The following is a 26,121-nucleotide window of genomic DNA, read 5'->3' as shown; positions in this document are numbered from 1 at the left end:
ATTATTTATAAACCCCCCTGTATATTGGTCCCCGAGCACAGGTAATCATACCTATTAAGACTCTGTTGATTAGTTACTACTTTAAGAACAAATAGGTGTGATTTGTTGAACAATCAGCACTGTCCATCCCGCATTATGTTATGTATGATTTATGCTGACGTTTAGAAACATCAGGGTTTTGTCATGTTCAAGCACTTTAATCATATGGCTCTTTTTGCCGCGCTGGTAAAAAACGGCAATTTTACAAGAACCGCTGAAGAATTGAATATGACGAAATCTCGCGTCAGCCAGCAAATAAGTGAACTCGAAGAATATCTTGGTTTACGTTTGCTCAATCGAACAACGCGAAAGATCTCGTTGACATATGCAGGTGAAAGTTATTTGCGATACTGTCAGGAAGTGATAGATGTTGCATTTAGAGCTGATGAACTCATTCAGCTATTACGTGAAAGCCCAAATGGCAAATTAAGAATAATAGCGCCTCCGGGGTTCATGTACAGTGCCTTACCTGCTCCTCACCATGAGTTTTTGAAAGCAAATCCGCAGGTTGAACTTGAACTGGTCACTGCGGACTCATTCTTTGGTTCGGTTAACGATACTTTTGATGTCGCTTACAGAATAGGTAAGCCCTCAGATGACTCTTTCATTGGACGCTTCCTGGGAACCTTTAACCGATTTATTGTTGCGACGCCGGAGTATGCAGAAAAGCATAATGTCAGTTCACCTGATGAATTGCTTACATGTGATTTAATTACTCATAAAACATGGAAAAGCGTCACTCTTTCTCAAGAAACTAGCAGTTATAAATTGGTAATGACCTCTCGGCATACCAGCGATAATCTGACTTATATATTGCAACAAGCTTTACAAGGTACAGGGATGGCAATTTTGCCTGAGTACATTGTGGAGTCTTATCTAAAAAATGGTCAGCTTAAAATTGCTCTTCCCGACTGGAGTGTGCAGAAAATTGAATTGTGGATGATTTATCCCAGTAATAAAAATAACACTTTAACGCTGCGTAATTACATTGACTTTATTCTTCATAATGATGTCATCAAAGCACTAAGCAAAACAGGAAATACTGACTAGTTAATTCATTATTCATTACCTTTTATTAGCCATATTTAATCTCAATTTTAAGTGGGAGAGCTTTTTGTATGCCGCAATACCTATCTTTAAAAGAGTACGCTTCTGATATTCATAGTAAAAAAACAAGTATGGATAGTTTATGGAATAACTATACATTGGTTTTGCTGAAGAATATTACATTAACTGAGCGTTTATATCATCACCAGGTGGCAATTTGCCAAAGTAATAATTTATCTATAAAGCTTTTTGGTACAATGCAACTAAATATTATCCGCACCGTTTTTTTAGGTCCTGTTATGATTAGCTATCATCCTCTTATACAAGGGGATAGCATTATAGATATACCCTCTTCATATATTAATCAACAAGGCCTCCTTGACGGAGTGATACCACTTTCTGATAAAAAACAGGTTTTTGAGCATTATTTGCAAAAATTGCTTCCCGTTTATGAATATATGGCAAATTTGTGTGTAAAGGATAAAGAATGATAGTCAGGCCTGAGCAACACTGGTTTAGAAGATTGTTCTCATGGAGAGGGTCTATTATGAGGAAGATTTCTCGCCAGTTGCTTTTTTTCGCTATGTTGAATATGGCTTATCTATTTCTACTCCCGCTCTTGCATATGCATGGTATTGAAGCAAAAGAAAATCCAATTGGTTTTATTGGGATATCTATTTCGATTTTTCTTGGCTTCCGTAACAATGCAGCATGGCTCCGCTATTCTGAAGCCAGAAAGCTTTGGGGAGACTTGTTGATTACCACTCGATCTTTAATGCGAGAAATAAAAAGCACAACAGAAGCTAGCCAAGATGAGATGAGAATCGTGCTCAATTTTATCGTATGTTATTGCAACATATTAAAATCGATGCTGCGGCATGAAAAAATGCCTGTGGAGATTACATCGCAAGCCCCATTTATGCTTGAGAGGCTAAATGTTGCCACTCCATGTAATGCTTTGCTTCAGGAGATTGGCAAATGGCTTTTTCGCTATAAGCGAAATTCCCTGGATTACCAGAACTTTAATCATTACCTCAATAATATCAGCACTATTCAGGGGGGGTGTGAACGTATCAGTAATACGCCAATCCCATTTGCATACTCTTTAATTTTACATCGCACTATTTATATCTATTGTGCGATTTATCCATTGCTGATCATCGACAGCTTTGGGTTTCTTTCACTGCTTTTTTCATTATTTACCACTTATGCACTCCTTGCGCTCGATGCGATTGCAACTGAGCTTGAGGACCCCTTTGGCCGGGAAGATAATGATTTACCCTTGAATGCTATCTGCAACACCATTGAAATTGATTTACGGGAAATGATCCATGATGGGAGGCTTCCTGGAAAAATCACCCCGGATAAAAACTATCGATTGCTGTAATAAAAATGGGAGCCTTAGCTCCCATTTTTAAATCATTAGCCTCAATGGCGATGGCCACCACCGTGCCCACGTCCATGATCGCCACGGCCTCGGCCACGATGATCGTCACGATCATTCCAGCCCGCGCGATAGCCTTTCTCAAAGCTGTTACGGCCGCGGTCTTTATACCAGCCACGATGGTAGCCGTTATCATGGCGATGCCAGCCACGGTCACGCCATTCATAATTACGATGCCAGTAATCACGGTCGCGCCAGCCGCCGCCATCCCAGTAATTACCGCGATAATCCTGATCGCCAATTTGAAGCTTAACTGACGGCAGCAGGGTGATTTCGCCCGCATTCGCCATCATTGGTGCAGATGCCAGTAATGCTATCGCAAGAATCAGTGACCTGAACATACTCTCTCCCCTTACACGGTAACCGCCAGAGCGGCTTGTTAGCGGTATAGTAAGTTGTGGTAACTAAGTGTTTCATCACCACAACTCCTAATTCGCTGAGGAGAGCACTTTTTGCTAATTTAGTTCGTAATTAAATCAGATAGTGATAACGGTTACACTAAGATGGCTTCAATTTCAGCCAGTTCTTCTGCCGTAAAGTGACGATTGGCTAACATGCCGACTGCGTCATCAATCTGGCTGGTTTTACTGGCGCCAATCAGCACTGATGTAACTTTGTCACCACGCAGCACCCATGCGAGCGCCATTTGGGAAAGTTTCTGCCCGCGACGTTGCGCGATATCATTCAATTTACGAACTTTCTCCAGTTTTTCATCTGTGAGCTGGTCAGCATTAAGGAACTTGCTGCCGCTTGCGGCACGGGAATCAGCAGGAATACCATCAAGATAGCGATCGGTCAGTTGGCCGCCAGCCAGGGGAGAAAAGGCAATGCTACCCACGCCTTTTTCTTGCAGAACGTCCAGTAAACCGCCTTCAACCCAACGCTCAAACATCGAGTAACGTGGCTGGTGGATAAGACATGGAGTACCGAGGTCGTTCAAAATATCAATGGCTTGAGCGGCGAGTTCGGCTGGGTAATTTGAGACGCCAACGTAGAGTGCTTTACCTTGACGCACCACGGTATCCAGTGCGCGCATGGTTTCTTCAAGTGGTGTTTCTGGATCCGGGCGATGGTGGTAGAAGATGTCAACATACTCCAGCCCCATACGCTTCAGGCTTTGATCAAGGCTTGAAATTAGATACTTACGCGAGCCCCAATCTCCATACGGCCCATCCCACATGGTGTACCCCGCTTTGGAGGAAATAATCAATTCATCACGATATGGAAGGAAATCTTCACGCAGGATACGGCCAAAGTTTTCTTCAGCAGAACCCGGAGGCGGCCCATAGTTATTGGCCAGATCCAGATGGGTAATCCCGGAATCAAATGCGCGGTGCAACAACTGGCGGCTGTTGTCCAGTAGCGTGCTGTCGCCAAAATTGTGCCATAAACCTAGAGAAATGGCGGGTAGTTTGAGTCCGCTGCGCCCACAACGACGATATTCCATTGATTCATAACGCGCAGGATTTGCCTGATAGACCATATTAGTTTCCCGGTAAGTGAATAATGCCAACTTAGTGTATACGTTTTCACAACATTACGGGCTTCAGACTACACCGCGGTTAAGTGTAAATCCCTCTTTCCACGGCCTTATTCTCCTCGTTCCTCGACAGCGATCACAGATGTCCAATACTCACTGTAAGCCCTCTGAGAAGGAATGACTCATGTCTTACTGTGTTGCGGACTATCTGCTGGACCGGTTCACTGAGGTTGGGATTAACCATCTATTTGGTGTCCCCGGTGATTACAACTTACAGTTTCTGGATAACGTCATTAATAACCCAACCCTGGCATGGGTGGGTTGCGCCAACGAACTTAATGCAGCCTATGCTGCGGATGGTTACGCGCGCTGTAATGGTGCTGCGGCTGTGCTCACTACCTTTGGGGTAGGAGAGCTAAGTGCTATTAATGGCATCGCTGGAAGTTACGCTGAATATTTACCGGTTATCCATGTCGTCGGCGCGCCATGCCTTGGGGCGCAACAGCGCGGTGAGTTAATGCACCACACATTAGGCGACGGTGATTTCCGGCACTTTGCGCGCATGGCGCAGGAAGTGACAGTGGCCCAGGCTTCACTCACTGTAGAAAATGCGTGCTATGAAATCGACCGCGTTTTGCAGCAAGCTTTGACCCAACGCCGTCCAGGTTATTTGTTATTACCTGGCGATGTCTCTCAGGCCCCAGCTACTCGCCCAACAAAACCGTTACTTACTTCGCAACCGTCAACCGATCCCGCGTTACTGGCGGAATTTCGTGCCTGTGTACAAGAACGCCTGGCTGAAAGCCGCAGTGTGGCCTTATTGGCGGATTTTCTGGCGCTACGTTTTGGACAGCAAAAAGCCTTGCAACAGTGGATGGATGACACTCCGATGCCTCACGCAACGTTGCTAATGGGCAAAGGATTATTTGATGAAGGTCAGCAGGGGTTTGTAGGCACTTACAGTGCCGCTGCCAGCGATACAAAGGTGATTCAGGCGATTGAAACGGCCGAGCTGGTTATCTGTGTGGGCGTTAAGTTTACCGATACGCTTACCGCTGGGTTCACTCAGCATCTTACCCTTCAGCAGACTATCGACATTCAACTAAATGCCACCCGAATCGGTGAACGCTGGTTCAGCGGCATTGCGATGGCACAAGCCGTGTCGGTCTTGCATCAGTTGTGCAAACACCAGGTTTCCGGTTGGCCCGGGTCAGAGCAAAAGCCGCCAGCACTGCCCGAAGCGACTAGCGGAAAACTAGACCAGCATGCGTTCTGGCAATCAATTCAAAAATTCCTGCGGGCGGGAGATATCATCCTTGCAGACCAGGGAACCGCCGCTTTTGGCGCGGCGACGCTGACCCTACCCGCCGGGGTGACTTTTATCAGCCAGCCGTTGTGGGGTTCGATAGGTTTTACCCTCCCGGCCGCGTTTGGGGCGCAAACCGCCTGCCCCAATCGTCGCGTAGTATTGCTGGTGGGGGATGGGTCGGCGCAGCTTACGATTCAGGAGATTGGCTCGATGATGCGCGATGGACAACGCCCGGTGATCTTCTTGCTCAATAACGACGGTTACACCGTTGAGCGTGCAATTCATGGTGCCGAGCAGCGTTATAACGACATAGCGTCCTGGAACTGGACGCAAATTCCGCAGGCGATGAATATTCACAACCCTGCGCAATGTTGGCGAGTGACTGAGCAAGTGCAGCTTGAAGAAGTGATGGAGAAGGTGGCGTTGGCAGAACGACTTACGCTTGTGGAGGTCGTTCTGCCGAAACAAGATATACCCGAACTATTGCAGGCCGTTACGGCAGCGCTTGCTAAGCGCAATGCCGCTAAGGATTAAACCTTAGGCTTCTCCGCCATCATTACCGGTTTACCTGCAAGCATCAGCCAGGCTGGCAACATCACGATGCACAGCAGTGGGAGTAGTTTGATGTCGGGCACCACGGCCATTGCCATAAACAGGCTGAGCCAACCATCGCGCGTAACGACTAACACCAGGCCAAGGATGGCGCAAGATAGCGTAATGGCAGCCGGAACCGCTTCAACATGCTGGTGGAGCATCATCCCAAGTGCGACCGCAACGAATACCACTGGGAATATGCGTCCGCCACGGAATCCACATGCAGAAGCAATCACCAATGCAGCCAGTTTTACCACCGCAAACATCAGCAATGTTGCTACAGAGTAATGCTGCCCAGCGGCGAGCTGGCGCATTTCATCCAACCCCTTGAATAGCGTGACTTCACCACCAATCAGCCCTAATACGCCTAACAGGAAGCCACCTACACCAAGGATTAACACCGGGTGTTTGAGCTGGTGCATTAAACGATGCATACGTGGCAGGCACCAGACGGCAACCATACCCAATGCAATAGCGATAGCTGCCACCACGGCGCCACTGAAAATATCCACCAGGCGCAGTTCCGTGTATTGCAAAGAAGGCAAAGAGAAATCAGGGTGGAAGAACAAGTCTGTGGTCATTGCTCCGGCTGCTGCTGCCATAAGTGGTGCAAAAAGTCGGTCCCACAAAGGAACATCATTGCTGCCGTTGAGCGTTTGGGAAAATACCAACGCCGCTGCCACCGGCGTGCCGAACAATGCGCCAATGGTTCCGGCTGCGGCAAGAATCGTCCAGTCGAGCGCCCCGACTTTTGGCAACAAGCGTGCGCCAATAGCCGCCGCCAGCGCGATATTTACCGCCATAATAGGATGTTCAGGCCCGAGGCTTACACCACCCGCAAGCCCTAGCAATAGCGCAATAATCAAACCCGGCAACGCGATTACGCTAACTGGCGCACCAATCAACGGTTCAGTGGCAGGGTCAGGGCCTGCATGTCCTGGCATATAGCGAATCACCAACCCAACTGCAATCCCGGTGAAGGTCAGCATCAATAAAATCCACATCGGTGAATTCATATCGAGATCGAAACGGGCGGGCAGTGACACCCATAAATATTTTTGTAAGACAGCGGCAACTTTCATCACCACAATTAATACCAGGCTGGAACAGATCCCAATGACCAGTGCCGGAATGGAAAGCACCAGCATGGTTCTGGCTCGCGGATGGAGCATGATTTTTCCTTAACTGAAATTTTTTTAACGCAAAATCGCCACGACATACAGTCTGCCAGATAACACATCTTGCCTTTCAGCAATATGGGCTGAAACGCTCAAGCTAATCTGTGACGAAGATCTATAATCCCAAGGCACTTCTCATCTGGTCGTTGTTGTTTAGGCTAGCTAATTTTACAGTGTTGTCAGGACTTATTTTGACTTTAGCGGAGCAGTGGAAGAATGACAAAATATGCTTTGGTAGGAGATGTAGGCGGTACCAATGCACGTCTGGCACTGTGCAACGTTGAAAATGGTGACATCACCCAGGCAAAAACTTACTCGGGCCTCGATTTTCCAAGCCTGGAAGCGGTCGTGGTGCATTATCTCAAAGAGCACAATGTCAGTGTAACCGATGGTTGTATCGCCATTGCTTGCCCGATTACCGGTGACTGGGTGGCGATGACCAACCATAGCTGGGCATTCTCCACGGCGGAGATGAAAAAGAATCTCGGCTTTGAACATCTGGAAATTATCAACGACTTTACCGCCGTTTCCATGGCTATTCCGGCGCTCAAAAAAGAGCACCTGATCAAGTTTGGCGGTGATGAACCGGTCGAAGGCAAACCTATCGCGGTTTACGGTGCAGGCACCGGTCTTGGGGTCGCACATCTGGTTCACGTCGATAAACGCTGGGTGAGCTTGCCTGGCGAAGGCGGACACGTTGACTTCGCGCCAAACAGTGAAGAAGAGGGGATTATTCTCGAAGAACTGCGCACCGAAATCGGCCACGTTTCTGCGGAGCGTGTGCTTTCAGGCCCAGGGCTTGTGAATCTGTACCGCGCTATTGTCAAGTCTGACCAACGCGAGCCGGAAAATTACAAGCCGAAAGACATCACTGAAAAAGCGCTGGAAGATAGCTGCACCGATTGTCGCCGTGCGCTGTCGCTGTTCTGCGTGATCATGGGGCGCTTTGGGGGCAACCTCGCTTTGACGCTGGGAACCTTCGGCGGCGTATATATCGCGGGCGGCATCGTGCCACGTTTCCTCGAGTTCTTTAAAGCTTCCGGTTTCCGTGGCGGTTTTGAGGATAAAGGGCGTTTCAAAGAGTACGTGCAGAACATCCCGGTGTACCTGATTGTTCACGATCAACCAGGGCTGCTCGGCGCTGGCGCTCATTTGCGTCAGACGCTGGGGCAAATCCTCTAACGGCTTTCGTAGGTCGGATTAGCGCAAGCGACATCCGACATTACGCTCTACAAGCGCATCAACGCGCGAAACTCTTTCACTTTGCTGCGACTCACCGGCACCTGAAAATCCAAATCCCGCAGACGTAAAATATAAGTATTGTTAAACCACGGTTCTATCTCGCGGATCTTACTCAGGTTAACGCAATACGAACGGTGGCAGCGGAAGAAGTGGCTTTCTGGCAATCGGTGGCAAAACTCGGTGATATTCATCGGCATCACATAGGCTTCGCGTCGCGTATAGACAAACGTCATCTTCTCGTGCGCTTCGGAGTAATAAATATCGTTGATGTCGGTGACGATAATTCGCTCATCTTTCACCAGGTTAATGGTTAGCGCTTCACGGCTTGGGCTGTTGGCAGAGGCAGGGGCATTCTGTTGCTGGTAAGCAGCTTCCAGTTTTTGCAGCATGCCGATAATGCGCGATTCCTGGTAAGGCTTCAGAATGTAGTCGAACGCTTCGAGTTCAAAGGCCTCCACTGCGTGCTCTTTCCAGGCAGTGATAAACACAATAAACGGCTTATGGGCAAATTTACTGATGTTTTGCGCCAATAACACGCCATCTAAAGAAGGGATGTTTATATCTAAAAAAATAGCGTCAACTTCGTGATGTTGCAGGTATTTCAGTACATCCATACCATCGTCAAAGATACCAGCCACTTCCATCTGGCTATGTTCTTTTATCAACCAGTTAAGCTCCTGCTGCGCCAGCACTTCATCTTCTACGATGAGAACTTTCATGCATTTCCTCCTTGCTGCGACAATAACGGCGGAACGACAGTAGCGGCGTGAGGAATGTAAAACGCAATTTCCGTCCCCGGCTCAAGGCGTCGGATAACCAACCCCTCTCCATAGAGTAATTTTACGCGATGATGCACATTTAACAGACCAATTTTATTGCCTGGCATCTCGTTGGCCTCTACGCGTTCAATAACTTGCGGATCGATACCATGCCCGGTGTCGCGCACCGCAATACGCACACGATTCCCGCTCTCTTCCACGCTGATGGTGACGACACCTTTGCCTTTGCATTGCTGCACGCCATGCACGATCGCGTTCTCAACCAGCGGCTGAATCAGCAGGCTTGGAATCAGGCAGTTAACCTCTTCATCAATGTGATAAATCACCGTCAGCTTGTCGCCAAAACGCGCCTGCTCAATAGCGATATAGTCTTTAATTTGATACAGCTCTTTTTTAATGTCGATCTGCTCATCGTCTTTTAATTCAATGTTGTAACGCAGGTAGCGCGACAAGTTATAGATAAGCTGGCGCGCGGTATCTGGATTCATACGAATAGAGGATGAAATCGCATTTAGCGCGTTGAACAGGAAATGAGGGTTAATTTTGCTTTGTAGAGCGCGTAACTCAGCTTTATTTGCCATTTCGCGTAACTGCTCGGCGCGGGAAACCTCCAGTTGGGTGGAAATAATCTGCGAAAGCCCGACCGCCATTTCTTGTAATGTGGAAGTGATCTGGTGCGCGTGGCGGTAATAGATTTTAAGCGTGCCGGTGACGACACCTTTTTCCCATAACGGAATAATTATCAGCGAGTGAATTTCCGGGGTGCGATAAGCCTCATCATCATTGCGGATAATGATTTTGCCTTCTCGAATCGCGAGTTGCGTTCTTGGGCTGATACCATCGTCGTTCTGTTTATAGTTATTCTCTCCAAACCCGACGTAGGCCAGTACTTTGTCTATATCGGTAATCGCCACCGCGTCGGCATTAATATCTTCGCGAATGATATTGCAGACCTGGCGCAATGACTCGCTGTTAACGTTGCGGAACAGTGGCAGTGTTTTGTTGGCAATATCTAGTGCAAGTTTGGCCTGGCGTGCGGCACTGGCCTCTTTTTCACCCTCAACACTTTGCACCAGCACCACTATCAGGCCAATAGAGACCGTTCCGAGGATCATCGGAATACCAATTTTCGAAACGATATCTATTCCAAGCCCGACAGATGGCGCCCATAGCACCACCAGAATCATGGTCATAGTTTCACACAGCATCCCGGCGATTATGCCGACACTCCAGTGTTTCTCTTTGGGTATTTTACGGTTTATCCACCCTGAAATAATGCCCGCAACGATGCTGGTAATCAGGCAGGGAATAGCCGTTATGCCACCAATATCAATTAGATAACGGTGTGTCCCAGCAATAATACCGGTGATGATACCTACCCAAGGGCCAAATAAGATCCCGCCGGCCATGACGGCAATAATACGCACGTTCACCAGCGAGCCTTCAACGTGTACACCAGACCAGGTGCTGAACAAAGCAAACATGGAGAAAATAGCGGTGACTGCTAATAACTCTTTGGGCGTGTGGGCATTTTTATGCAGAAGCTCGCGGAAAAGGCGGATGCGAATTAGAAAGAACAGGCAAATAAGCATCAACGCCGCCCGGTCAAATACCGCCAGCAGCATGTTAAAAATTTCGTGCACGGGTGACTCGCGTGACAAAGAATGGAAAGGCAATGATAAGGAAATTACCCAGCGGTTACCAGAAAGGTATCTTTTGGTGAAAAGAGGGTGGATGTCGCTTGCGCTAATCCCCCCCACAACGGTCTTACAGCTTTTTGTCGGTCAGATTAAGCTAGTGACATCCGACAACTGAATCGATTACTTCCCGCCCAATTGCTCCCGCCCTGCGTCAGTTAAATCCGCAGGCGTGGCTCGCCCCGTGAAATCCACTTCGAAATCATCGGCCGCGAAGTCTGGTGGTGATTTTCCTTCAACAAATGCTGGCCACTGGCGCTCGAGATAGGCGGCATTTTTCTCACACCACGGAGCTGCAGCGATATACATCACGTTACTGTCGAATTCTCCAAGGTGTTCATTTTCAACGGCATGGATCACATCGCAGTGCCAGAACACGGTATCACCTGCTTCCATATCTGGAATTGAGGAAATCCCTGTTAATAAAAGGGGATGCCATTGCTCGTTAATGGATAGTGCTCGCCCTGGCTTTGCTCCACATAAGGATTCTTCCGGCACATCGTCTTGAAGTGCGCGCAGTAAGATATAGGCCATTGCATTTGCGATCGGCAGTAGTGTTAGCGTGCCACCATGTTTGCGTTGCGGGCTAAGTGCCGTCCAACCCTGGAAAGTACGGAACATGGAACACACTGCTGGGGATGGGAACTCACGCACTTCGGTACGGCCTTCCGCAGCAAAGGGATTGTAATTTTGCCAGTCACCGGTAAACACATGGCGGTAAACATGGCGGAAATTCTCATCCAGCCAGCGCTCAACTGAACCGCCATCGACGTGTGGCGAGAGGCCCAAAGAGTTAGAGCGCGGCGGGCGGCGGCGAGTACGGTCAGCGTAACTCACAACACGATTCGGATCGAAATGTTGCTTACCGTTGCTTTCGGTTTCCCATAAATTATTCAGGAAAACCTGTACCGCTTTCATACGGGCATGCTGGCGAGCTTCAACTTGTGGTTTAGACCAGTAAATACCGTAAATTTGCGGCTTACTGGCGGCAAGATTGCCGAAGTAGTTATCTTCTGCAGCATTCTTTAGTTTTTCGACAAAGTTATTCCGCTCCAGGTAATTTCCTACTTCTTCATTCCAGGCTTGAGCCTGGGATTGTGGGAATACACCTTTTACAGTGCAGCAACCGCGCTGGCGAATCAGGGCTTTTTGCTGATCACTGACGCGATTGTTGACGATATCGTCGGCGTTGATTTGTGGTACCGGGTTTTCACCACGGGCCATCTCATCACGGATTGCGTCAATCTGGTGCTGCATATCGCCTTCGAGTTGTTCAAACACAGCTTTGTAGTCCGGCAATTCGTGGCGAAGCTTTTGTTTTATCTCACGGATTGCACGCGGTAAGTCATCAATGTGTAGGGTCATGGCGAAACTCCACGTCTATTAGAAAGAGGTTATATGAATGTTGCGACATGGTTAATGTAATCGATGGTTATCAAATAAAATAGGGATTAGCTTCAAATGAAGTATCCTCTTTTTGTGCATCATAAAAATATTTCGTTTTTCCTCTCGACAGATGTTTTTTATTCAGGCTATTTTCTAATCAGGCCATATCGCGTGGCAGCGTCGCTCGGACGGTCCGGGCGCTAACGTTAATCTGAGGAATTTATGGCTGACTCCAGTCCAAAGCGTCGTTTTTCGCGTATCGATCGTCTCCCTCCGTATGTATTCAACATCACCGCTGAGCTGAAAATGGCGGCGCGTCGTCGCGGCGAAGATATTATCGATTTCAGTATGGGCAACCCTGACGGCCCAACCCCGCCGCACATCGTTGAGAAACTCTGCACCGTCGCACAGCGTGAAGACACCCACGGTTACTCGACTTCCCGAGGCATACCGCGCTTGCGCCGCGCGATTTCGCGCTGGTACAAAGACCGCTATGACGTCGAAATCGACTCTGAAAGCGAAGCTATTGTCACTATCGGCTCGAAAGAAGGACTGGCACACCTGATGCTGGCAACGCTTGATCATGGCGACATGGTACTGGTGCCAAACCCAAGTTACCCCATTCATATTTACGGTGCGGTCATCGCCGGTGCGCAAGTTCGTTCGGTGCCGCTGGTGGAAGGCGTCGACTTCTTTGCCGAGCTTGAACGAGCTATTCGCGAAAGCTATCCAAAACCGAAAATGATGATCCTCGGCTTCCCGTCGAACCCAACAGCACAGTGTGTTGAACTGGAGTTTTTCGAAAAGGTTGTCGCTTTAGCAAAACGCTACGACGTGCTAGTGGTGCATGACCTGGCCTATGCCGATATCGTCTATGACGGCTGGAAAGCCCCGTCAATAATGGAAGTCCCAGGTGCACGGGATGTGGCCGTTGAATTCTTCACGCTGTCGAAAAGCTACAATATGGCGGGATGGCGCATTGGTTTTATGGTGGGCAATAAAGAGTTAGTCAACGCGCTTGCCAGGATCAAAAGCTACCATGACTACGGCACATTCACCCCGCTACAGGTCGCGGCAATTGCGGCACTGGAAGGTGATCAGCAGTGTGTACGTGATATCGCCGAGCAGTACAAACGCCGCCGTGATGTCTTAGTTAAGGGCTTGCATGAAGCTGGCTGGATGGTTGAGTGCCCAAAAGCGTCAATGTATGTGTGGGCGAAAATCCCTGAGCAGTACGCGCAGATGGGGTCACTGGAGTTTGCTAAAAAGCTGCTTCAGGATGCGAAAGTGTGCGTTTCGCCAGGTGTTGGGTTTGGTGATTACGGCGACACGCATGTTCGCTTTGCTCTGATTGAAAACCGCGACCGCATTCGCCAGGCAGTACGAGGCATTAAAGCCATGTTCCGTGCGGACGGTTTATTACCAACCACGCAGAAATCTTCTTCAGATTTAGCCGAATAAAAACGAAAACAGGAGCCTTATGGCTCCTGTCTCTCATTGTTTGATAGTTTGATATTCAGGTTATTCAACCATCATCACAAACGTACCCACCCACACTAACAAAATGAACGATAAGCCCATCATGAAATATTTCACGTTACATTGCTCCGCGCGTGTTTCCGCGCAATCGTGCTAAAAATTCAGTATAGAAAGATGAAACCGCAGTTCGGGTGTTTTGGGATTTACTTCACTCGATAAAGCCGTTTCATATTGCATTTTGATAACGATTCATCGATTCGCCGGCGCTAATGTACTCCCCATATCAGGCTAAATACAAGCGTCAACAAACGGCTAAGACATTCATTTTTTAAACTTTACATTTCACATAAATAAGTGGTTATAAAGTCAACTAAATTCAATTGGTTATGTGGGTTGGTGTCTGGCGGGGATGAGATGAAGAACAGGCTCTTTTGAGCCTGTATTAACGATGGTTATCAGACTTATTTTACTGCGTCGTGGGCATTTTCCATTGCCTGTTTCATCGCTGCGTTATTAACTGAGTTTTGTCGGTTCTGCTCAGAAAGATAACAGGTATCTTTACTGATTCCCTGTGCCTGGCATTCAGCCATGCGCTGAGCAGGAGAACTACAACCAGCCAGTGCTGCGGCCATAACCAACATCAACATTACTTTTTTCATTGCTGTTTAACCCAAAATTGAGAAGAAGCCGCCGAAGCGAAACGCCATAATCTGGCGCGAGCATAATCCATCATTTTTAATACGGGTAAACTAAGAAAAAGCCTAATCATTGATATGAGTTATGAATGGTGCCGGAAATATTTGATTTTTAATCCAGGTGCTGATTACCCACCCCAGATTTCAGCAGTGCAGCAATATGGCGTGAAAGCCTTTCAGCACTCAGGCGGGAATCGCCATTACGAATTTCCTGTTGCAAGCGGGCAACAGGCATTAGCGTTAAACCGAACAGCGAAATAAAGAGAAACTCCGGGTCGAGATCTGGGTTTAAGCGGCCTTCATCCTGCCATTTGTGAATCCAGTTCACCGCCGACTGTTTCTCTTTTGTGCCGAAACGGGCATCAATTCGTTGCTTCAATAACCCGGTTTCACTCAATACTTCTCTTATCCAAAGCGGAGCAAACCACGGGTAAAGCAACGAGACATCAATGAATTTCTGCGTCAACGCGGTCAGCGCACCCACCGGGTCGTTTGGGTGTAGCTCAAAAGCGCCACCCATTGATGCCCGCGCCGGCATATAACGCTCATCAATTAATACATCCAGCAATTGTTCGCGGGTCTTGAAATAGTAATGCAGCATGGCTGGTGTCACGCCTGCAGCCGCGGCAATGGCGCTCAGAGGGGTTTGTGCAATCCCCTGATTTGAAAATAGCTTCAGCGCGATATCAATCAAGTGCTCACGCTTATCGGTGTTGTTACTGGTGCCTGCTGGGCGGCCAGGGCGGCGACGTTTTTGGCCATTATCAATATTATTTTCGGATTTATCAGGGCCGTTTACAGGTGACATTTTGTGCGCACTCCATTGACCGTATGAAACTATTCCATCTATATTAATTACCCAGTTAATTAATTACAACCCGGCAGATAAAATGACAGTCACCGAAACGCCCCAGACAGAAACGCAACAGCAAACGACATCGATTCGTTTGCTGTTTTCCGCGCTGATGCTGGTCATGCTGCTTGCGGCACTCGACCAGACCATCGTGTCTACCGCCTTGCCGACGATCGTCAGCGAGTTGGGTGGGCTGGAAAAACTCTCCTGGGTGGTGACGGCTTATTTGCTCTCTTCAACAATTGTGGTGCCGCTATACGGTAAATTTGGCGACTTGCTTGGGCGGAAAATCGTCCTGCAAGTCGCTATTGTACTGTTCTTACTTGGCTCGGCATTGTGCGGCCTGGCGCAGAATATGACGCAACTGATTCTAATGCGTGCATTGCAGGGGTTGGGCGGCGGTGGCCTGATGGTCGTGACAATGGCGGCAGTGGGTGATGTCATCCCTCCGGCTGAGCGTGGGAAATATCAGGGCTTGTTTGGCGGGGTATTTGGGCTCGCTACGGTCATTGGTCCGCTGATTGGCGGTTTTCTGGTAGAGCATTTTTCCTGGCGGTGGATTTTTTACATCAACTTGCCGTTGGGTATTTTCGCCTTGCTGGTGATTGGAGCTGTGTTAAAACCGCAAACGGCACGTATTCGCCACCAAATTGACTTCCTCGGCGCAGGTTATCTTGCGGCGTCGCTGACCTGTTTGATTCTGTTTACCAGCCAGGGCGGCACGGTAATGGCATGGTCCGATCCCCAATTGTGGTGCATATTTGCTTTCTTCGTGGTGACGCTTGGTGGTTTTATCTATGAAGAACAGCGGGCTTTTGAGCCAATCATTCCGCTCGGCCTGTTTCGCGACCGTACCTTCCTATTAAGTTGCCTGATTGGTTTTATCATCGGCATGTCGCTGTTTGGTTCGATGACTTTCCTGCCGCTCTATTTGCAGGTGGTGAAGTCTTCCACGCCGACGGAAGCGGGGATTCAGTTGTTACCGCTGATGGGCGGACTCATGCTGACTTCGATTATTAGCGGGCGCATCATCAGCAAAATTGGGCGTTATCGTATCTTCCCCATTCTTGGCACGTTGGTGACGTTCATTGCCATGGCATTGCTCGGTACGCTTAAAATAGATACGTCGATTCATATTCTTTATATGTATATCGCACTGCTGGGATTTGGCCTCGGGATGGTGATGCAGGTGCTGATACTGGCGGTACAAAATAGCGTTGAGCAGAAACTGATTGGGGTTGCGACCTCCAGTACTACGCTGTTCCGCCAGATTGGTGGCTCGATAGGTGTCGCGGCTTTCGGTGCGATTTTTACTAACGTGCTGCAAAACAAACTTATTGAGCTGATCCCACCGGATGTCCAACTGCCACACCAACTGGGTGCGAAAGCGGTACATGAACTTCCGGCAGCGCTGCAGAATGATTATTTGCAGGCATTTGGTTCGGCCTTGCACTCGGTGTACATGATTTCGGCGTGTGTAGTAGTGCTCGCATTTGTGCTCTCATTGCTGATGAAAGATGTCCCGCTACGCAAATAATGTATGCTAATTATCAATAGATAAGTGATTGGGCGAAGAGGGCAGCGATGGTCACAGCGATAGATTTAAATAGCGATTTAGGAGAGAGTTTTGGCGCGTGGACGATGGGTGATGACGCCGCGATTCTGAAACTTGTTAGCAGTGCCAACGTTGCCTGCGGCTTCCATGCTGGTTCACCGGCTGCGCTGTTATTAACACTGCGAGAGGCAGCCCAACAAGGCGTGGCAATCGGTGCGCACGTCTCCTATCCTGATTTGGTGGGGTTTGGTCGTCGTAATATGGACGTTGCCCGAGATGAATTAATCGCTGATGTGATTTACCAGATTGGCGCACTGCAAGGCCTGGCGAAAGCGGCGGGCACCGAAGTGCGTTATGTAAAACCACATGGTGCGCTCTATAACACTATTGCCCAGGACGAGCGGCAGGCTTTAGCGGTCATCGACGCTATCCTTGCCATTGACCCTCGTTTACCGCTGGTGGGCCTTGCGGGTTCCCGTGTGCTGGATTTGGCACAGGAAAAAGGGCTACGAACTATTGCTGAAGCCTTTGCCGATCGGGCCTATCACGCTAATGGTACGCTGGTTTCTCGCCGTGAGGCCGCCTCCGTACTGCATGATGCGAAGCTCATAGCACAACGTATGCTGCAACTAATTACCCAGGGTGGCGTGACATCCATCGAAGGCCAGTTTACCCCTATCAAAGCCGACTCCATCTGTGTACATGGCGACAGCCCAGGCGCTATCGAGATGGCTCGTCAGATTCGTAACCTTCTGGAAGAGAAGGGCATTGCTATCCATTCATTTATCGTTTGAAATAAATCCCGAAAACTCTCTTGAAGTAGTTAGCTACGTAAAATCACAACTCACTCAGCAATATGGAAAGCAAAAAAACATTCTAATAAAATTTTTTTTGCTTTCTCAATTTGTGCTTAACATTGACATTAAAGAGTGGATTGTATTTTATTGGCTATTTTAGAGTGTGTCTGAATATTAAATAATATTGTATTATACTGCGGTAATTGTCGATCGTTGTTCAAGAGTTATATGTCATGATTAATCGTTCAAGACTAAAAAAGTGTTTTTGACTAAAATTAAATTAACAAAAAACAAACACTAAATTAACCAGATTAATGAGTAGCTTACAACGAAATATCATTAATGTTTTACGAATAATCTGATTGTTTAATTTATATAAATTATTCTGACAGCTAGGTGTTCAGCCTGTTTTTCTTTGAGGTGGTAGTGAGAAAGTTTTTTATCTTTTGTAAAGAGGGGGCGGGCTCGCAGGTGGTGAGTTGTATCGTTAATAGCAGACTTTTTAATGCTATCGCCTCAAGCACCATGGCAATGGTCCCGCTTTTCGTTGCATGCGGTATGCTAGAGCTTATTTCAAGTGTCTCCTTAATTGCTGGGTTCGAAAATATATATTCATGGTTGTCGCTTTTAAAAGAAGGTTTGGTAAAAATAGCTCCAATAATGTTGAATGTCTTCTTATCTATGCACTTTGCAAGGCGTAACAGAATACCCCCAATGAGTTTGGCTTTAATTAACTTAGGTGTGTTAATTATAGTGAGTAGCTTTTTTAGCGAGTCACCTTACTTCTTTCTGGATGTTAATATTTCTGCATCCATGCTTCTTGGTGCGACAACCGGTATAGTATGCGAAAAAACAATTAACTATATTCATGATCGTAAACATGAAAGGTTTTTCGCATGGTATTTATTTTGTGGCGCTGCGCTGGCATTTATACTGCTTTATTTATGTGGTTCGCTTATCAAGTTATGGAAAGGGGATTTATATTTTATTGTTAGTGGAGTGGCGCGCTCTTTATACCCGAGTGATTATTTTCACGGGTTGATATATTTATTATTCTGTGGGGCTTCCTGGTTCTTTGGCCTCAACGGCGAAAATTTATTAGAAACACAATTACACTCATTAGTCCTTTCCACTAACAATAACATTGCTGCCTGGCATGCAGGCCATGCAACGTTAAATGTGATCAGTAGTATGTTTTTTAACGTCTGGTGCAATATTGGTGGCAGTGGTTCAACGCTTAGCCTTGCTGCAGCGATGCTATTCAGCGATAAAAAATATTATCGTAAACTACTCAGCGTTTCTGCGCCTTTATCAATATTTAACACCAATGACACGCTACTGTTTGGCGTGCCCATCGTCCTCAATCCGATAATGATTATCCCCTTTATTTTAGTGCCTATGATGAACTATACAGTGGCCTATGTAGCAACCATCGTCGGGCTCATTCCACCTTTGCAGAGTCAATTTTCATGGGTTACGCCACCACTGATGAATGCATGGCTGGCAAGCGGAGGGTCGGTAAGAATGGTCGTGTTACAAATAATGGTTATTGCTATTGGTGCGAAAATTTATCACGCTTTTCTGAAGGTCATGGAGTCTCGAATTAATTTTAATGATAAGATACTGCAAGATTTAAATGTCAGTCTGTTATCACAAAATGAAGTGATTAATCATCCCGCTGAATTTAATTCCGTCCGTAGCAATAACTACCTGGCAGAAATGAATGATCATTTCATTGCACAAGATAAAATAAATAATCTCAGAAAAAATGGTGATTTCATTTTATATTTTCAACCTCAGGTGAAACTCCCTGAAAATGAAATCATTGGTTGCGAAGCACTTATTCGTCATAAAGCTAAAGATGGCACAATAACACCTCCTGTTTTTCTTGAATATTATGAACGTTTAAATTTAATGCCTGAAATAGATTTTTGGGTTTTACAGACTGTGGTTAATATAATCCGCACCCAGCTTTTAGGCTTCAAAGGCTATACAATGTGTATTAACATGTCGCCACAAACATTGAGTGATAATCGACTACACTCTATCATTAAAAAATGTTTAAGTGAGCCTTTGCCAAATGGATGGGTGTTAGAGTTTGAGATAACCGAATCGCAAAAAATAAGTGATCCGAAAATGCTTTCAAAGTGTTTGAGCGAAATTAAAGCCTTGGGGGTTAAAATTTCTCTTGATGATTTTGGCTCTGGCTACTCAACTATTTCATATATCAATGAATATGATCTTGATAAAATAAAATTAGACAGAAGCTTAGTGCAAAATCTTAATAAAGATAATGGATTTTGCTTTCTAAAAAATGTTGTGACTCTTTGCAAGGGAACAAATGCAATGGTTCTTATTGAAGGCGTTGAAACTGAGGACGAGAGAAAAAAAGTGTTCTCTGCCGGTGTATCCTATGCGCAGGGATTCTTATTTCACCGACCGCTTCCATTACAAGAGTTATGTTCAGTTCTGGTTAAAAAATGAACCACTTAGGGACTCTCCGTTTTCCGAATCATGGCGGAGGTTCTTCCCTTTGACTAAGCTCAATTGAGTGATGTTACTTTCATCATGGTGTGGCTAAATCTTTTCTTCTGGCTGGATTGAAATAATGAAAATAACACCCGCCGATAAATCTTCACCCGTTGTCGAAAAACCGTTCTGGCTTAACTTTGACTTTCAGGTGCGGCGCTATGGTTTTGTCCTGCTGTTGCTGATTGTTGTTGCCGCCTTGTGCGGGATATTTTCAAAGGGATATCTGAGTGATTCTCACCTTTCCAATACCAATGGCTCGCTTTCCCTTCATTATGAAAAATTCAATCGGCTGATGAGTGATGCTGACATGAAAATTGTTTCAGTCTCATCCCTTGGTGATCACAACCGTATTATTTTTGGCGGTGATTTTATGGAGAGTTTTCGCGTTGATTCTCTGCAACCGCAGCCGGATAAAATGTACAGCCTTAATGGAGAAATGATCGTTGAATATGACAAACCTACAGCAGGTGCGCAGCAAACACTGTGGCTAAGTCTTACCCCGATGAAAGCAGGCCTGATTAAAAGCACGATAGCGGTTGATGGCGGACCGGATATTACATTCCGGCAAATTATCTATCCCTGAGGTGGCCAGACAATGGATATGGTATTAAGGGCTCTTGCCATTTACTTGATATTGATGGTGGTTTTTAAGATTGCGGGTCGGCGTGCCCTGCTGCAAATGACCTCTTTTGACCTGATATTACTGCTGATTATTAGTGAGGCCACCCAACAGGCACTGCTGGGAAATGATTTTTCAGTGACCGGCGCGATGATTACGATCGTCACTTTAATTGTGGTGGATATTCTGTTTGGCATGATTAAAAAATATCTGCCGGGAGCGGATGATCTACTTGATGGAACGCCGGTTATTCTGGTGGAAAATGGCTACCTTTTTCAGGACAAAATGAAAAAAGCCGATATTTCCTGCGACGATATTTTGTTAATGGCGAGAGTTGACCACGGCATTACCCGGCTTGATGAAATTAAGTTTGCGATCCTGGAAACCAACGGTCATATCTCCATCGTCCCAGAATCCAAATAAAGTGCCAGAACGGAGAAAGGCATCCCCGTTCTGTGGCCGCACTTTACAGCGTCCCGGTACCACCATCTGAACACCACACCTGGCCTGACGTAAAGCTCGACTCAGGCGAGGCAAGCGTCACATACATCCCGGCAATTTCTGCAGGCTGCCCTGGTCTGCCAAGCGGCGCGGACTCACCGAATTTTTCAATTTTCTCTTGTGGCTGACCGCCGGAACACTGCAAAACCGTCCAGTAAGGGCCGGGAGCGACCGCATTCACCCGGATGCCTTCTGGCCCAAGCTGTTTTGCCAGCGACTTAGTGAATGCCACGATGGCCGCTTTGGTCTGGGCATAATCGAGCAGAATTTCGCTGGGGAGATATGCCTGAACCGACGAGGTATTAATAATAGATGCACCGCGCGGCAGATAATCTAACGCGGCTTTAGTTATCCAGAACATGGCGTAAACATTGGTCTTGAACGTCGCATCAAAGGCTTCTGTAGTGAGATCTTTAATCGACTCGCAATACTGCTGACGACCCGCATTGTTCACCAGCAGATCCAATCCCTCAAGCTCTTGCGCAGCCTGTTTCACCAGCTGTTGGCAGAATGACTCTTCGCGAATATCTCCGGGAATGGCAACCGCTTTACGCCCAGCCTCGCGAATCAATTCGATAACCTCTTTAGCATCTTCCTCTTCTTCAGGCAGATAGTTGATTGCAACATCCGCACCTTCGCGCGCAAAGGCGATAGCTACCGCCCGGCCAATCCCGGAATCACCACCGGTTATCAGTGCCTTTTTCCCCGCCAGACGGCCACTGCCTTTATAGGATGTTTCGCCGTGATCGGGGCGCGGCGTCATTTTCCCGGCAAGCCCAGGGAAAGGCTGTTTTTGATGGGGAAAGGGTGGGGTAGGGAATTGATCTGCGTGTGTTTCGTTACGGTTTGCGGGTATGTTTTTGTTATCACTCATACTTTTCTCCTGTTGGCATTTCAAACGCAGACAGTAAGCTTAGGACAAACTCGGCAGGCTGGAGAGCAACCAGGATTTCCCCTGGCGTTAAATACATTCATGAGCACGATTCATAATGGCTATCCGATTATCCTGGATTATCTTTTTGCGCGCAGTCGTTACTATAAGCGCCTGACTTATTTGGGTACGAAATTCTATGATTGACTCTCAGGCGCGCGTGCAGACCGCAGCCAGTAAAACGGCCGGCCTCTCTTTCGTGATTATTCTTAGCGCGTTAATGGCGTTCACTTCTTTATCGACTGATATTTATTTGCCAGCCATGCCGTTAATGGCCCAGGACCTGCACGGCAATGCAGAACTGACGATAACCGGGTTCTTAATGGGCTTTTGTGTCGCCCAGTTGATTTGGGGGCCGTTAAGCGATCACTTTGGCCGCCGCCTGCCCTTATTTATTGGTATGGGGCTGTTTATGATTGGCTCAGTAGGCTGCGCACTTTCCACCGACATTTCGCAGATTGTTTTCTGGCGCGTGTTCCAGGCTCTGGGTGCCTGCACCGGGCCGATGCTGGCGCGAGCGATGATCCGCGATTTGTTTAGCCGGACGCGTGCCGCGCAAATGCTATCAACATTAATGATCATTATGGCGATTGCACCCATTGCCGGGCCACTGCTCGGTGGGCAGATGATTAAAATCACCTCCTGGCACGCAATTTTTTGGTTGCTGGCAGTGATTGGCGGGATGATGTTTATTTCACTGTTCTGGTTGCCTGAAACATTGCCGCAAGAAAAGCGGGTAAAAGCCTCGTTACCCAGCGCATTTCGTAACTACTACGCGCTACTAACGAACACTACTTTCATGCGTTTTACCCTGTGCCTGACCTTCTATTACGTCGCGGCCTACGCGTTTATTACCGGCTCGCCGTTTGTCTACATCACTTATTTTGGCGTGGAGCCGCAGCACTACGGTTGGCTATTTGCGTTGAACATTGTTGGGCTGATGGGCATGAGCGTGATAAACCGCCGTCTGGTGCAGCGTTATCCGTTGGAAGTGTTGCTTAAATTCGCCGTCGTTACTGCCGCCGTTGCCGCTCTGGTTCTGGCCGCTGCTGCGAAGCTAGAAATTGGTGGGTTGATTTTGATTGTGGCGGCCGTTTTTGTCTTCTTCTCGATGAACGGCATTATTGCCGCAACCTCTACCGCCGCCGCGCTGGATTCAGTACCAAACGTTGCTGGTTCCGCATCCGCCTTTATGGGGTCATTGCAGTACGGCAGCGGGATTATCTCTTCGTTGCTGTTGGCACTGCTCAGTGATGGAACGCCGTGGACAATGGCCTGGATTATTGGCTTGTTCACCGTAGCCAGTGCGGTAATGGCATTGAGCACACGAAGCACCCAGTAAATATCAATACCTTGTGCTGGCCTCTGCGTTGAATAAATCACGCTGCAAACTCAATGGGTAATGCCATTTATTTGAGAGGCTAAAGTTTATAAAATATTATCATCAACCGGAGATAATAAATTGCACGGTTGCTGAGATATAAGCAAAAACTATTGCTGAGTCAGTTTATTTATTAGAACCTGACTCAGCATATTTATCTCTACCAGATATAGCCGACGGCAAGGAGCCCATACAGCTCTCCGTTATGCTGAACGATTGGACTATCAGCGATATCTTTGTCATAAAATTCATAGTTGGCAGCAAACATTCCTAGCCATTTGGAATTGAAGCGATAGCTGGTAATTACTGCAGCCATTGGGGAGAAGGTAGTACCGGTATCCCATTCCGAGCGTTCAGGTGTTGCTTCGCTTTTCGAGACACCGCCGAAGTAATAGTTCGCCATCTTATCGCTGCGAATCATCATCCCCATGCCGGGCATAACCAACAAATTTCCCTTAATGATTGGAAAATCAGCCCACAGCAATAATTCCTGACCATTACTACGGCCTGTTACATCTGAACTAATTCGCGCACTAAGCAGGGCGTAAGGGGTAATGAGAGTTCCACCGACACCAGCTTCTAACTCTGATTTTCGCTTGTTCATCCCGTCGAATGCATCTTCATCATCGGGGTCAAGGTTACCAAAGCGGAACCTGCCATATGCATAAGCAGCTACTTTATCGTCCAGGTGAAAGTAGTAGCGCGCACGGTCGCCCAGATACATAAATTGTTCGCCAAAATAGACAGCGCCGGGGATGATATAAGTATCATTTTTCTGCGCCTCGTAACGTGGCGTGCCACTAATGACAGCCCCGCCCAGGACCAGGCCTTTAGGGATGGGGCTGGTGACATTGTCCTTGGCGAATAAGTCTAAGGAGCCAAGATCAACTTCGGCTTTCGCGTATGTACTTATTAACAGCAGGGAGCAGAGTGCAGCAAACTGTCGGTCTGGTCTCATCTAGTTTCCCAAAAGTGGTGAGCGCGTGGGTATTCTCATTCTTGCCAAAATGTCTGTCCCGTTCAAATCTTTACAGATAATTTCATTATGTAAATGATGGGGCTGCTGTTGTACGGGCTTCTTGCAAAGTTTAGTTCACCGGCAAGAGAGAGAATGAAATTATTTATACTGTAATCAAGGTTATGCGACAGGTGTTGAAATAACCATCAATATTGGCAGTGAACGAAGCACTTTTAAATTAGATAATTACAGAGTGAATATCTTATTAGTTATATCTTTGTAGGTTTTAAAACTGCTGTTTAATTTATTGCCTACGATAAATCTGAGTGAGTTTGATTTGGAATGTAGAATAATGGACATTATTTCTTTAGTGATAACATCTTAACACCATGGATACAAATATATAATATCACTGTGTTATTTATGCACTTAGAGCGATTTTGCATAATAAATGCCATGATTATTCAAAAGTGGATGTTTTGTTTTTTATTTTAATAGGCTTGCATATGAATCAGCCTGATTTCTTTCTGGGAAATGAATTTTTTATTATTTGAGATGTTCCTCACTATATTTTTTAGTGTAAGTTATTATGTAGCTGGCTGTAGCGCGTATTTTATACAGAACTCATTGTGAATAAAAAGTTAATACTAATATTTTAATTAAAGAAAGATGTTCATTTTTAGACAAAGTGACACGTCGAAATTTTTATTTTGTTGCATCTATACCCAAAATAATTCGAGTTGTAGGAAGGCGGCGACGCAGTGACAAATTCGTCGGGAACGAATTTGACCAGCCAAAGGCTGGCCTCCGGTGAGAGACAGGAGTCTCTCATTAATCCCCGGGAGCTTAATCAAGTAAGTGACTGGTGGGAGCGAGTATTGCCAACGCACATGCAACTTGAAGTATGACGGGTATATGTAATATCAATATTCAGGGGCAAGTGGTTTGCACAACATTCTCGGTATCGTCAAAGTAGTCATTGGACAGGTTTTTGCTATTGCTGTTGATGGAACTCAGCGTGAACTGCATGAAGGGGATCGAATCTTCGCTGGAGAAGAAATCGTAACCAGTGCTAACGGCGCATTAACGGTGAACTTATCCGATGGTCATACAATGGATATGGGGCGTAATAGCCACTGGAGTGATCAAAGCGGCGTAACTGCCGCAGCTAATACTGAGCACGCGACTGATGATGTCGCAGCACTACAGCAGGCAATTACAGATGGTGTTGACCCGACTAAAGCCCTGGATGCAACTGCTGCGGGTAATGAAGCGCCAATCGAAGCTGGAACTGGTGGCGGCGGGCATTTTATTGAACGAGTGGAGCTGACTGGCGAAGTAGTTGATGCTACTTCAGGTTTTCCAACAGCGGGTCTCGGTTCTCTTGTTCACGATCACAACCAATTTGATACGTTTATTTCTCCAGCAAACGATTCCTTAAGTATTTCTGATGACCTTCCCCTGGCCGAAGTTGTGGCTCATGTAGTGGAGACACCGCTTACTACGCCGACGCCAGCAGAAGTGCCGCAGACGGAGCTGACGCCTGCATTTGTGCCGCAGACCGAACTGACACCCGCATTTGTACCGCAGACGGAGCTGACTCCGGCTCACGTTCCACTGACTGA

Annotated in this window: 24 protein-coding genes; 13 read left to right on the top strand and 11 right to left on the bottom strand. The window is 47.1% G+C overall.

Annotated elements, in window-relative coordinates; all coding sequences use genetic code 11:
* Window positions 1-183 precede the first annotated feature (183 nt).
* The 3 genes from M977_RS05225 (at window position 184) to M977_RS05215 (ending at window position 2,473) form a co-directional block, all read left to right on the top strand.
* On the top strand, window positions 184-1,089 hold the full coding sequence (locus M977_RS05225; protein WP_064512876.1) for a LysR family transcriptional regulator: 906 nt from the start codon (window positions 184-186) through the stop codon (window positions 1,087-1,089).
* A 68-nt stretch (window positions 1,090-1,157) separates the two neighbouring features.
* Window positions 1,158-1,577, top strand: a complete 420-nt coding sequence (locus M977_RS05220) for a hypothetical protein (RefSeq protein ID WP_064512874.1) — start codon at window positions 1,158-1,160, stop codon at window positions 1,575-1,577.
* Window positions 1,578-1,633: 56 nt separating this feature from the next.
* Window positions 1,634-2,473 carry a bestrophin family protein gene (locus tag M977_RS05215; RefSeq protein WP_245163486.1) on the top strand — a complete coding sequence of 280 codons (840 nt, stop codon included), beginning with the start codon at window positions 1,634-1,636 and terminating at the stop codon, window positions 2,471-2,473.
* Window positions 2,474-2,514: 41 nt separating this feature from the next.
* Here M977_RS05215 and M977_RS05210 read toward each other — a convergent pair whose 3' ends face one another.
* Entirely contained in the window at window positions 2,515-2,871 is a 357-nt protein-coding gene (locus tag M977_RS05210; protein ID WP_064512870.1) for a DUF2502 domain-containing protein, read from the bottom strand.
* 152 nt (window positions 2,872-3,023) lie between these two features.
* Window positions 3,024-4,013 (bottom strand): L-glyceraldehyde 3-phosphate reductase, encoded by a 990-nt coding sequence (gene mgrA / locus M977_RS05205; RefSeq protein ID WP_064512868.1) that lies wholly within the window; start codon window positions 4,011-4,013, stop codon window positions 3,024-3,026.
* Between the two features lie 181 nt (window positions 4,014-4,194).
* Here mgrA and M977_RS05200 point away from each other — a divergent pair, with 181 nt between their 5' ends.
* Window positions 4,195-5,853 carry an alpha-keto acid decarboxylase family protein gene (locus tag M977_RS05200; protein WP_064512867.1) on the top strand — a complete coding sequence of 553 codons (1,659 nt, stop codon included), beginning with the start codon at window positions 4,195-4,197 and terminating at the stop codon, window positions 5,851-5,853.
* Here M977_RS05200 and M977_RS05195 read toward each other — a convergent pair.
* Window positions 5,850-7,085 carry an ion channel protein gene (locus tag M977_RS05195; protein ID WP_064512865.1) on the bottom strand — a complete coding sequence of 412 codons (1,236 nt, stop codon included), beginning with the start codon at window positions 7,083-7,085 and terminating at the stop codon, window positions 5,850-5,852. The genes M977_RS05200 and M977_RS05195 overlap by 4 nt on opposite strands.
* A 222-nt stretch (window positions 7,086-7,307) precedes the next feature.
* Between M977_RS05195 and glk the strand changes: the two genes are divergently transcribed.
* On the top strand, window positions 7,308-8,273 hold the full coding sequence (glk, locus tag M977_RS05190; protein WP_064512863.1) for a glucokinase: 966 nt from the start codon (window positions 7,308-7,310) through the stop codon (window positions 8,271-8,273).
* Between the two features lie 47 nt (window positions 8,274-8,320).
* Here the strand turns inward: glk and M977_RS05185 are convergent, their stop codons facing one another.
* The 3 genes from M977_RS05185 to M977_RS05175 form a co-directional block, all read right to left on the bottom strand.
* On the bottom strand, window positions 8,321-9,052 hold the full coding sequence (locus M977_RS05185; RefSeq protein WP_064512861.1) for a LytR/AlgR family response regulator transcription factor: 732 nt from the start codon (window positions 9,050-9,052) through the stop codon (window positions 8,321-8,323).
* Complete coding sequence (locus M977_RS05180; protein ID WP_064512859.1) at window positions 9,049-10,755, bottom strand: sensor histidine kinase; 1,707 nt, start codon at window positions 10,753-10,755, stop codon at window positions 9,049-9,051. The genes M977_RS05185 and M977_RS05180 overlap by 4 nt, the downstream gene beginning before the upstream one ends.
* Before the next feature lie 177 nt (window positions 10,756-10,932).
* Complete coding sequence (locus M977_RS05175) at window positions 10,933-12,174, bottom strand: DUF1479 domain-containing protein (RefSeq protein WP_064512857.1); 1,242 nt, start codon at window positions 12,172-12,174, stop codon at window positions 10,933-10,935.
* Between the two features lie 243 nt (window positions 12,175-12,417).
* Here M977_RS05175 and alaC point away from each other — a divergent pair, with 243 nt between their 5' ends.
* Window positions 12,418-13,656, top strand: coding sequence for an alanine transaminase (gene alaC / locus M977_RS05170; RefSeq protein ID WP_064512855.1), 1,239 nt, complete (start codon window positions 12,418-12,420; stop codon window positions 13,654-13,656).
* A 60-nt stretch (window positions 13,657-13,716) separates the two neighbouring features.
* Here the strand turns inward: alaC and ypdK are convergent, their stop codons facing one another.
* The 3 genes from ypdK to M977_RS05160 form a co-directional block, all read right to left on the bottom strand.
* Window positions 13,717-13,791 carry a membrane protein YpdK gene (gene ypdK / locus M977_RS26080; RefSeq protein ID WP_115631778.1) on the bottom strand — a complete coding sequence of 25 codons (75 nt, stop codon included), beginning with the start codon at window positions 13,789-13,791 and terminating at the stop codon, window positions 13,717-13,719.
* Between the two features lie 344 nt (window positions 13,792-14,135).
* Window positions 14,136-14,333, bottom strand: coding sequence for a putative periplasmic lipoprotein (locus tag M977_RS05165; RefSeq protein ID WP_064512853.1), 198 nt, complete (start codon window positions 14,331-14,333; stop codon window positions 14,136-14,138).
* A gap of 148 nt (window positions 14,334-14,481) precedes the next feature.
* Window positions 14,482-15,177: a TetR/AcrR family transcriptional regulator gene (locus tag M977_RS05160; RefSeq protein ID WP_064512851.1), complete on the bottom strand. Its 696-nt coding sequence runs from the start codon at window positions 15,175-15,177 to the stop codon at window positions 14,482-14,484.
* Window positions 15,178-15,259: 82 nt separating this feature from the next.
* On the opposite strand from M977_RS05160, the gene M977_RS05155 reads away from it, so the two are divergent.
* The 5 genes from M977_RS05155 (at window position 15,260) to M977_RS05135 (ending at window position 21,148) form a co-directional block, all read left to right on the top strand.
* The gene (locus M977_RS05155) at window positions 15,260-16,759 is read left to right on the top strand and encodes an MDR family MFS transporter (protein WP_064512849.1); all 1,500 of its coding nucleotides are present in this window, start codon (window positions 15,260-15,262) and stop codon (window positions 16,757-16,759) included.
* Between the two features lie 47 nt (window positions 16,760-16,806).
* Window positions 16,807-17,571 (top strand): LamB/YcsF family protein, encoded by a 765-nt coding sequence (locus M977_RS05150; RefSeq protein WP_064512847.1) that lies wholly within the window; start codon window positions 16,807-16,809, stop codon window positions 17,569-17,571.
* 429 nt (window positions 17,572-18,000) lie between these two features.
* Window positions 18,001-20,058, top strand: coding sequence for an EAL domain-containing protein (locus M977_RS05145; protein ID WP_157092040.1), 2,058 nt, complete (start codon window positions 18,001-18,003; stop codon window positions 20,056-20,058).
* Between the two features lie 124 nt (window positions 20,059-20,182).
* Window positions 20,183-20,689, top strand: a complete 507-nt coding sequence (locus M977_RS05140; protein WP_064512843.1) for a hypothetical protein — start codon at window positions 20,183-20,185, stop codon at window positions 20,687-20,689.
* A 12-nt stretch (window positions 20,690-20,701) separates the two neighbouring features.
* Window positions 20,702-21,148, top strand: a complete 447-nt coding sequence (locus tag M977_RS05135; protein ID WP_064512841.1) for a DUF421 domain-containing protein — start codon at window positions 20,702-20,704, stop codon at window positions 21,146-21,148.
* A 43-nt stretch (window positions 21,149-21,191) separates the two neighbouring features.
* On the opposite strand, the gene M977_RS05130 is transcribed toward M977_RS05135, so the two are convergent.
* Window positions 21,192-22,100, bottom strand: coding sequence for an SDR family oxidoreductase (locus M977_RS05130; protein ID WP_064512839.1), 909 nt, complete (start codon window positions 22,098-22,100; stop codon window positions 21,192-21,194).
* A gap of 196 nt (window positions 22,101-22,296) precedes the next feature.
* Between M977_RS05130 and M977_RS05125 the strand changes: the two genes are divergently transcribed.
* On the top strand, window positions 22,297-23,499 hold the full coding sequence (locus M977_RS05125; RefSeq protein ID WP_064512837.1) for a multidrug effflux MFS transporter: 1,203 nt from the start codon (window positions 22,297-22,299) through the stop codon (window positions 23,497-23,499).
* 199 nt (window positions 23,500-23,698) lie between these two features.
* Here M977_RS05125 and M977_RS05120 read toward each other — a convergent pair whose 3' ends face one another.
* Window positions 23,699-24,496 (bottom strand): MipA/OmpV family protein, encoded by a 798-nt coding sequence (locus M977_RS05120; protein ID WP_064512835.1) that lies wholly within the window; start codon window positions 24,494-24,496, stop codon window positions 23,699-23,701.
* A 945-nt stretch (window positions 24,497-25,441) separates the two neighbouring features.
* Between M977_RS05120 and M977_RS05115 the strand changes: the two genes are divergently transcribed.
* Window positions 25,442-26,121, top strand: a 680-nt coding sequence (locus M977_RS05115; RefSeq protein ID WP_157092039.1) for a retention module-containing protein, incomplete at its 3' end; no start/stop codon positions are given.

It is taken from the genome of Buttiauxella gaviniae ATCC 51604 (genome assembly GCF_001654835.1).
Classification (GTDB): Bacteria; Pseudomonadota; Gammaproteobacteria; order Enterobacterales; family Enterobacteriaceae; genus Buttiauxella; species Buttiauxella gaviniae.
The sequence above is the reverse complement of the archived record's forward strand: the minus strand, read 5'-3'. Positions and strand labels throughout refer to the sequence as shown.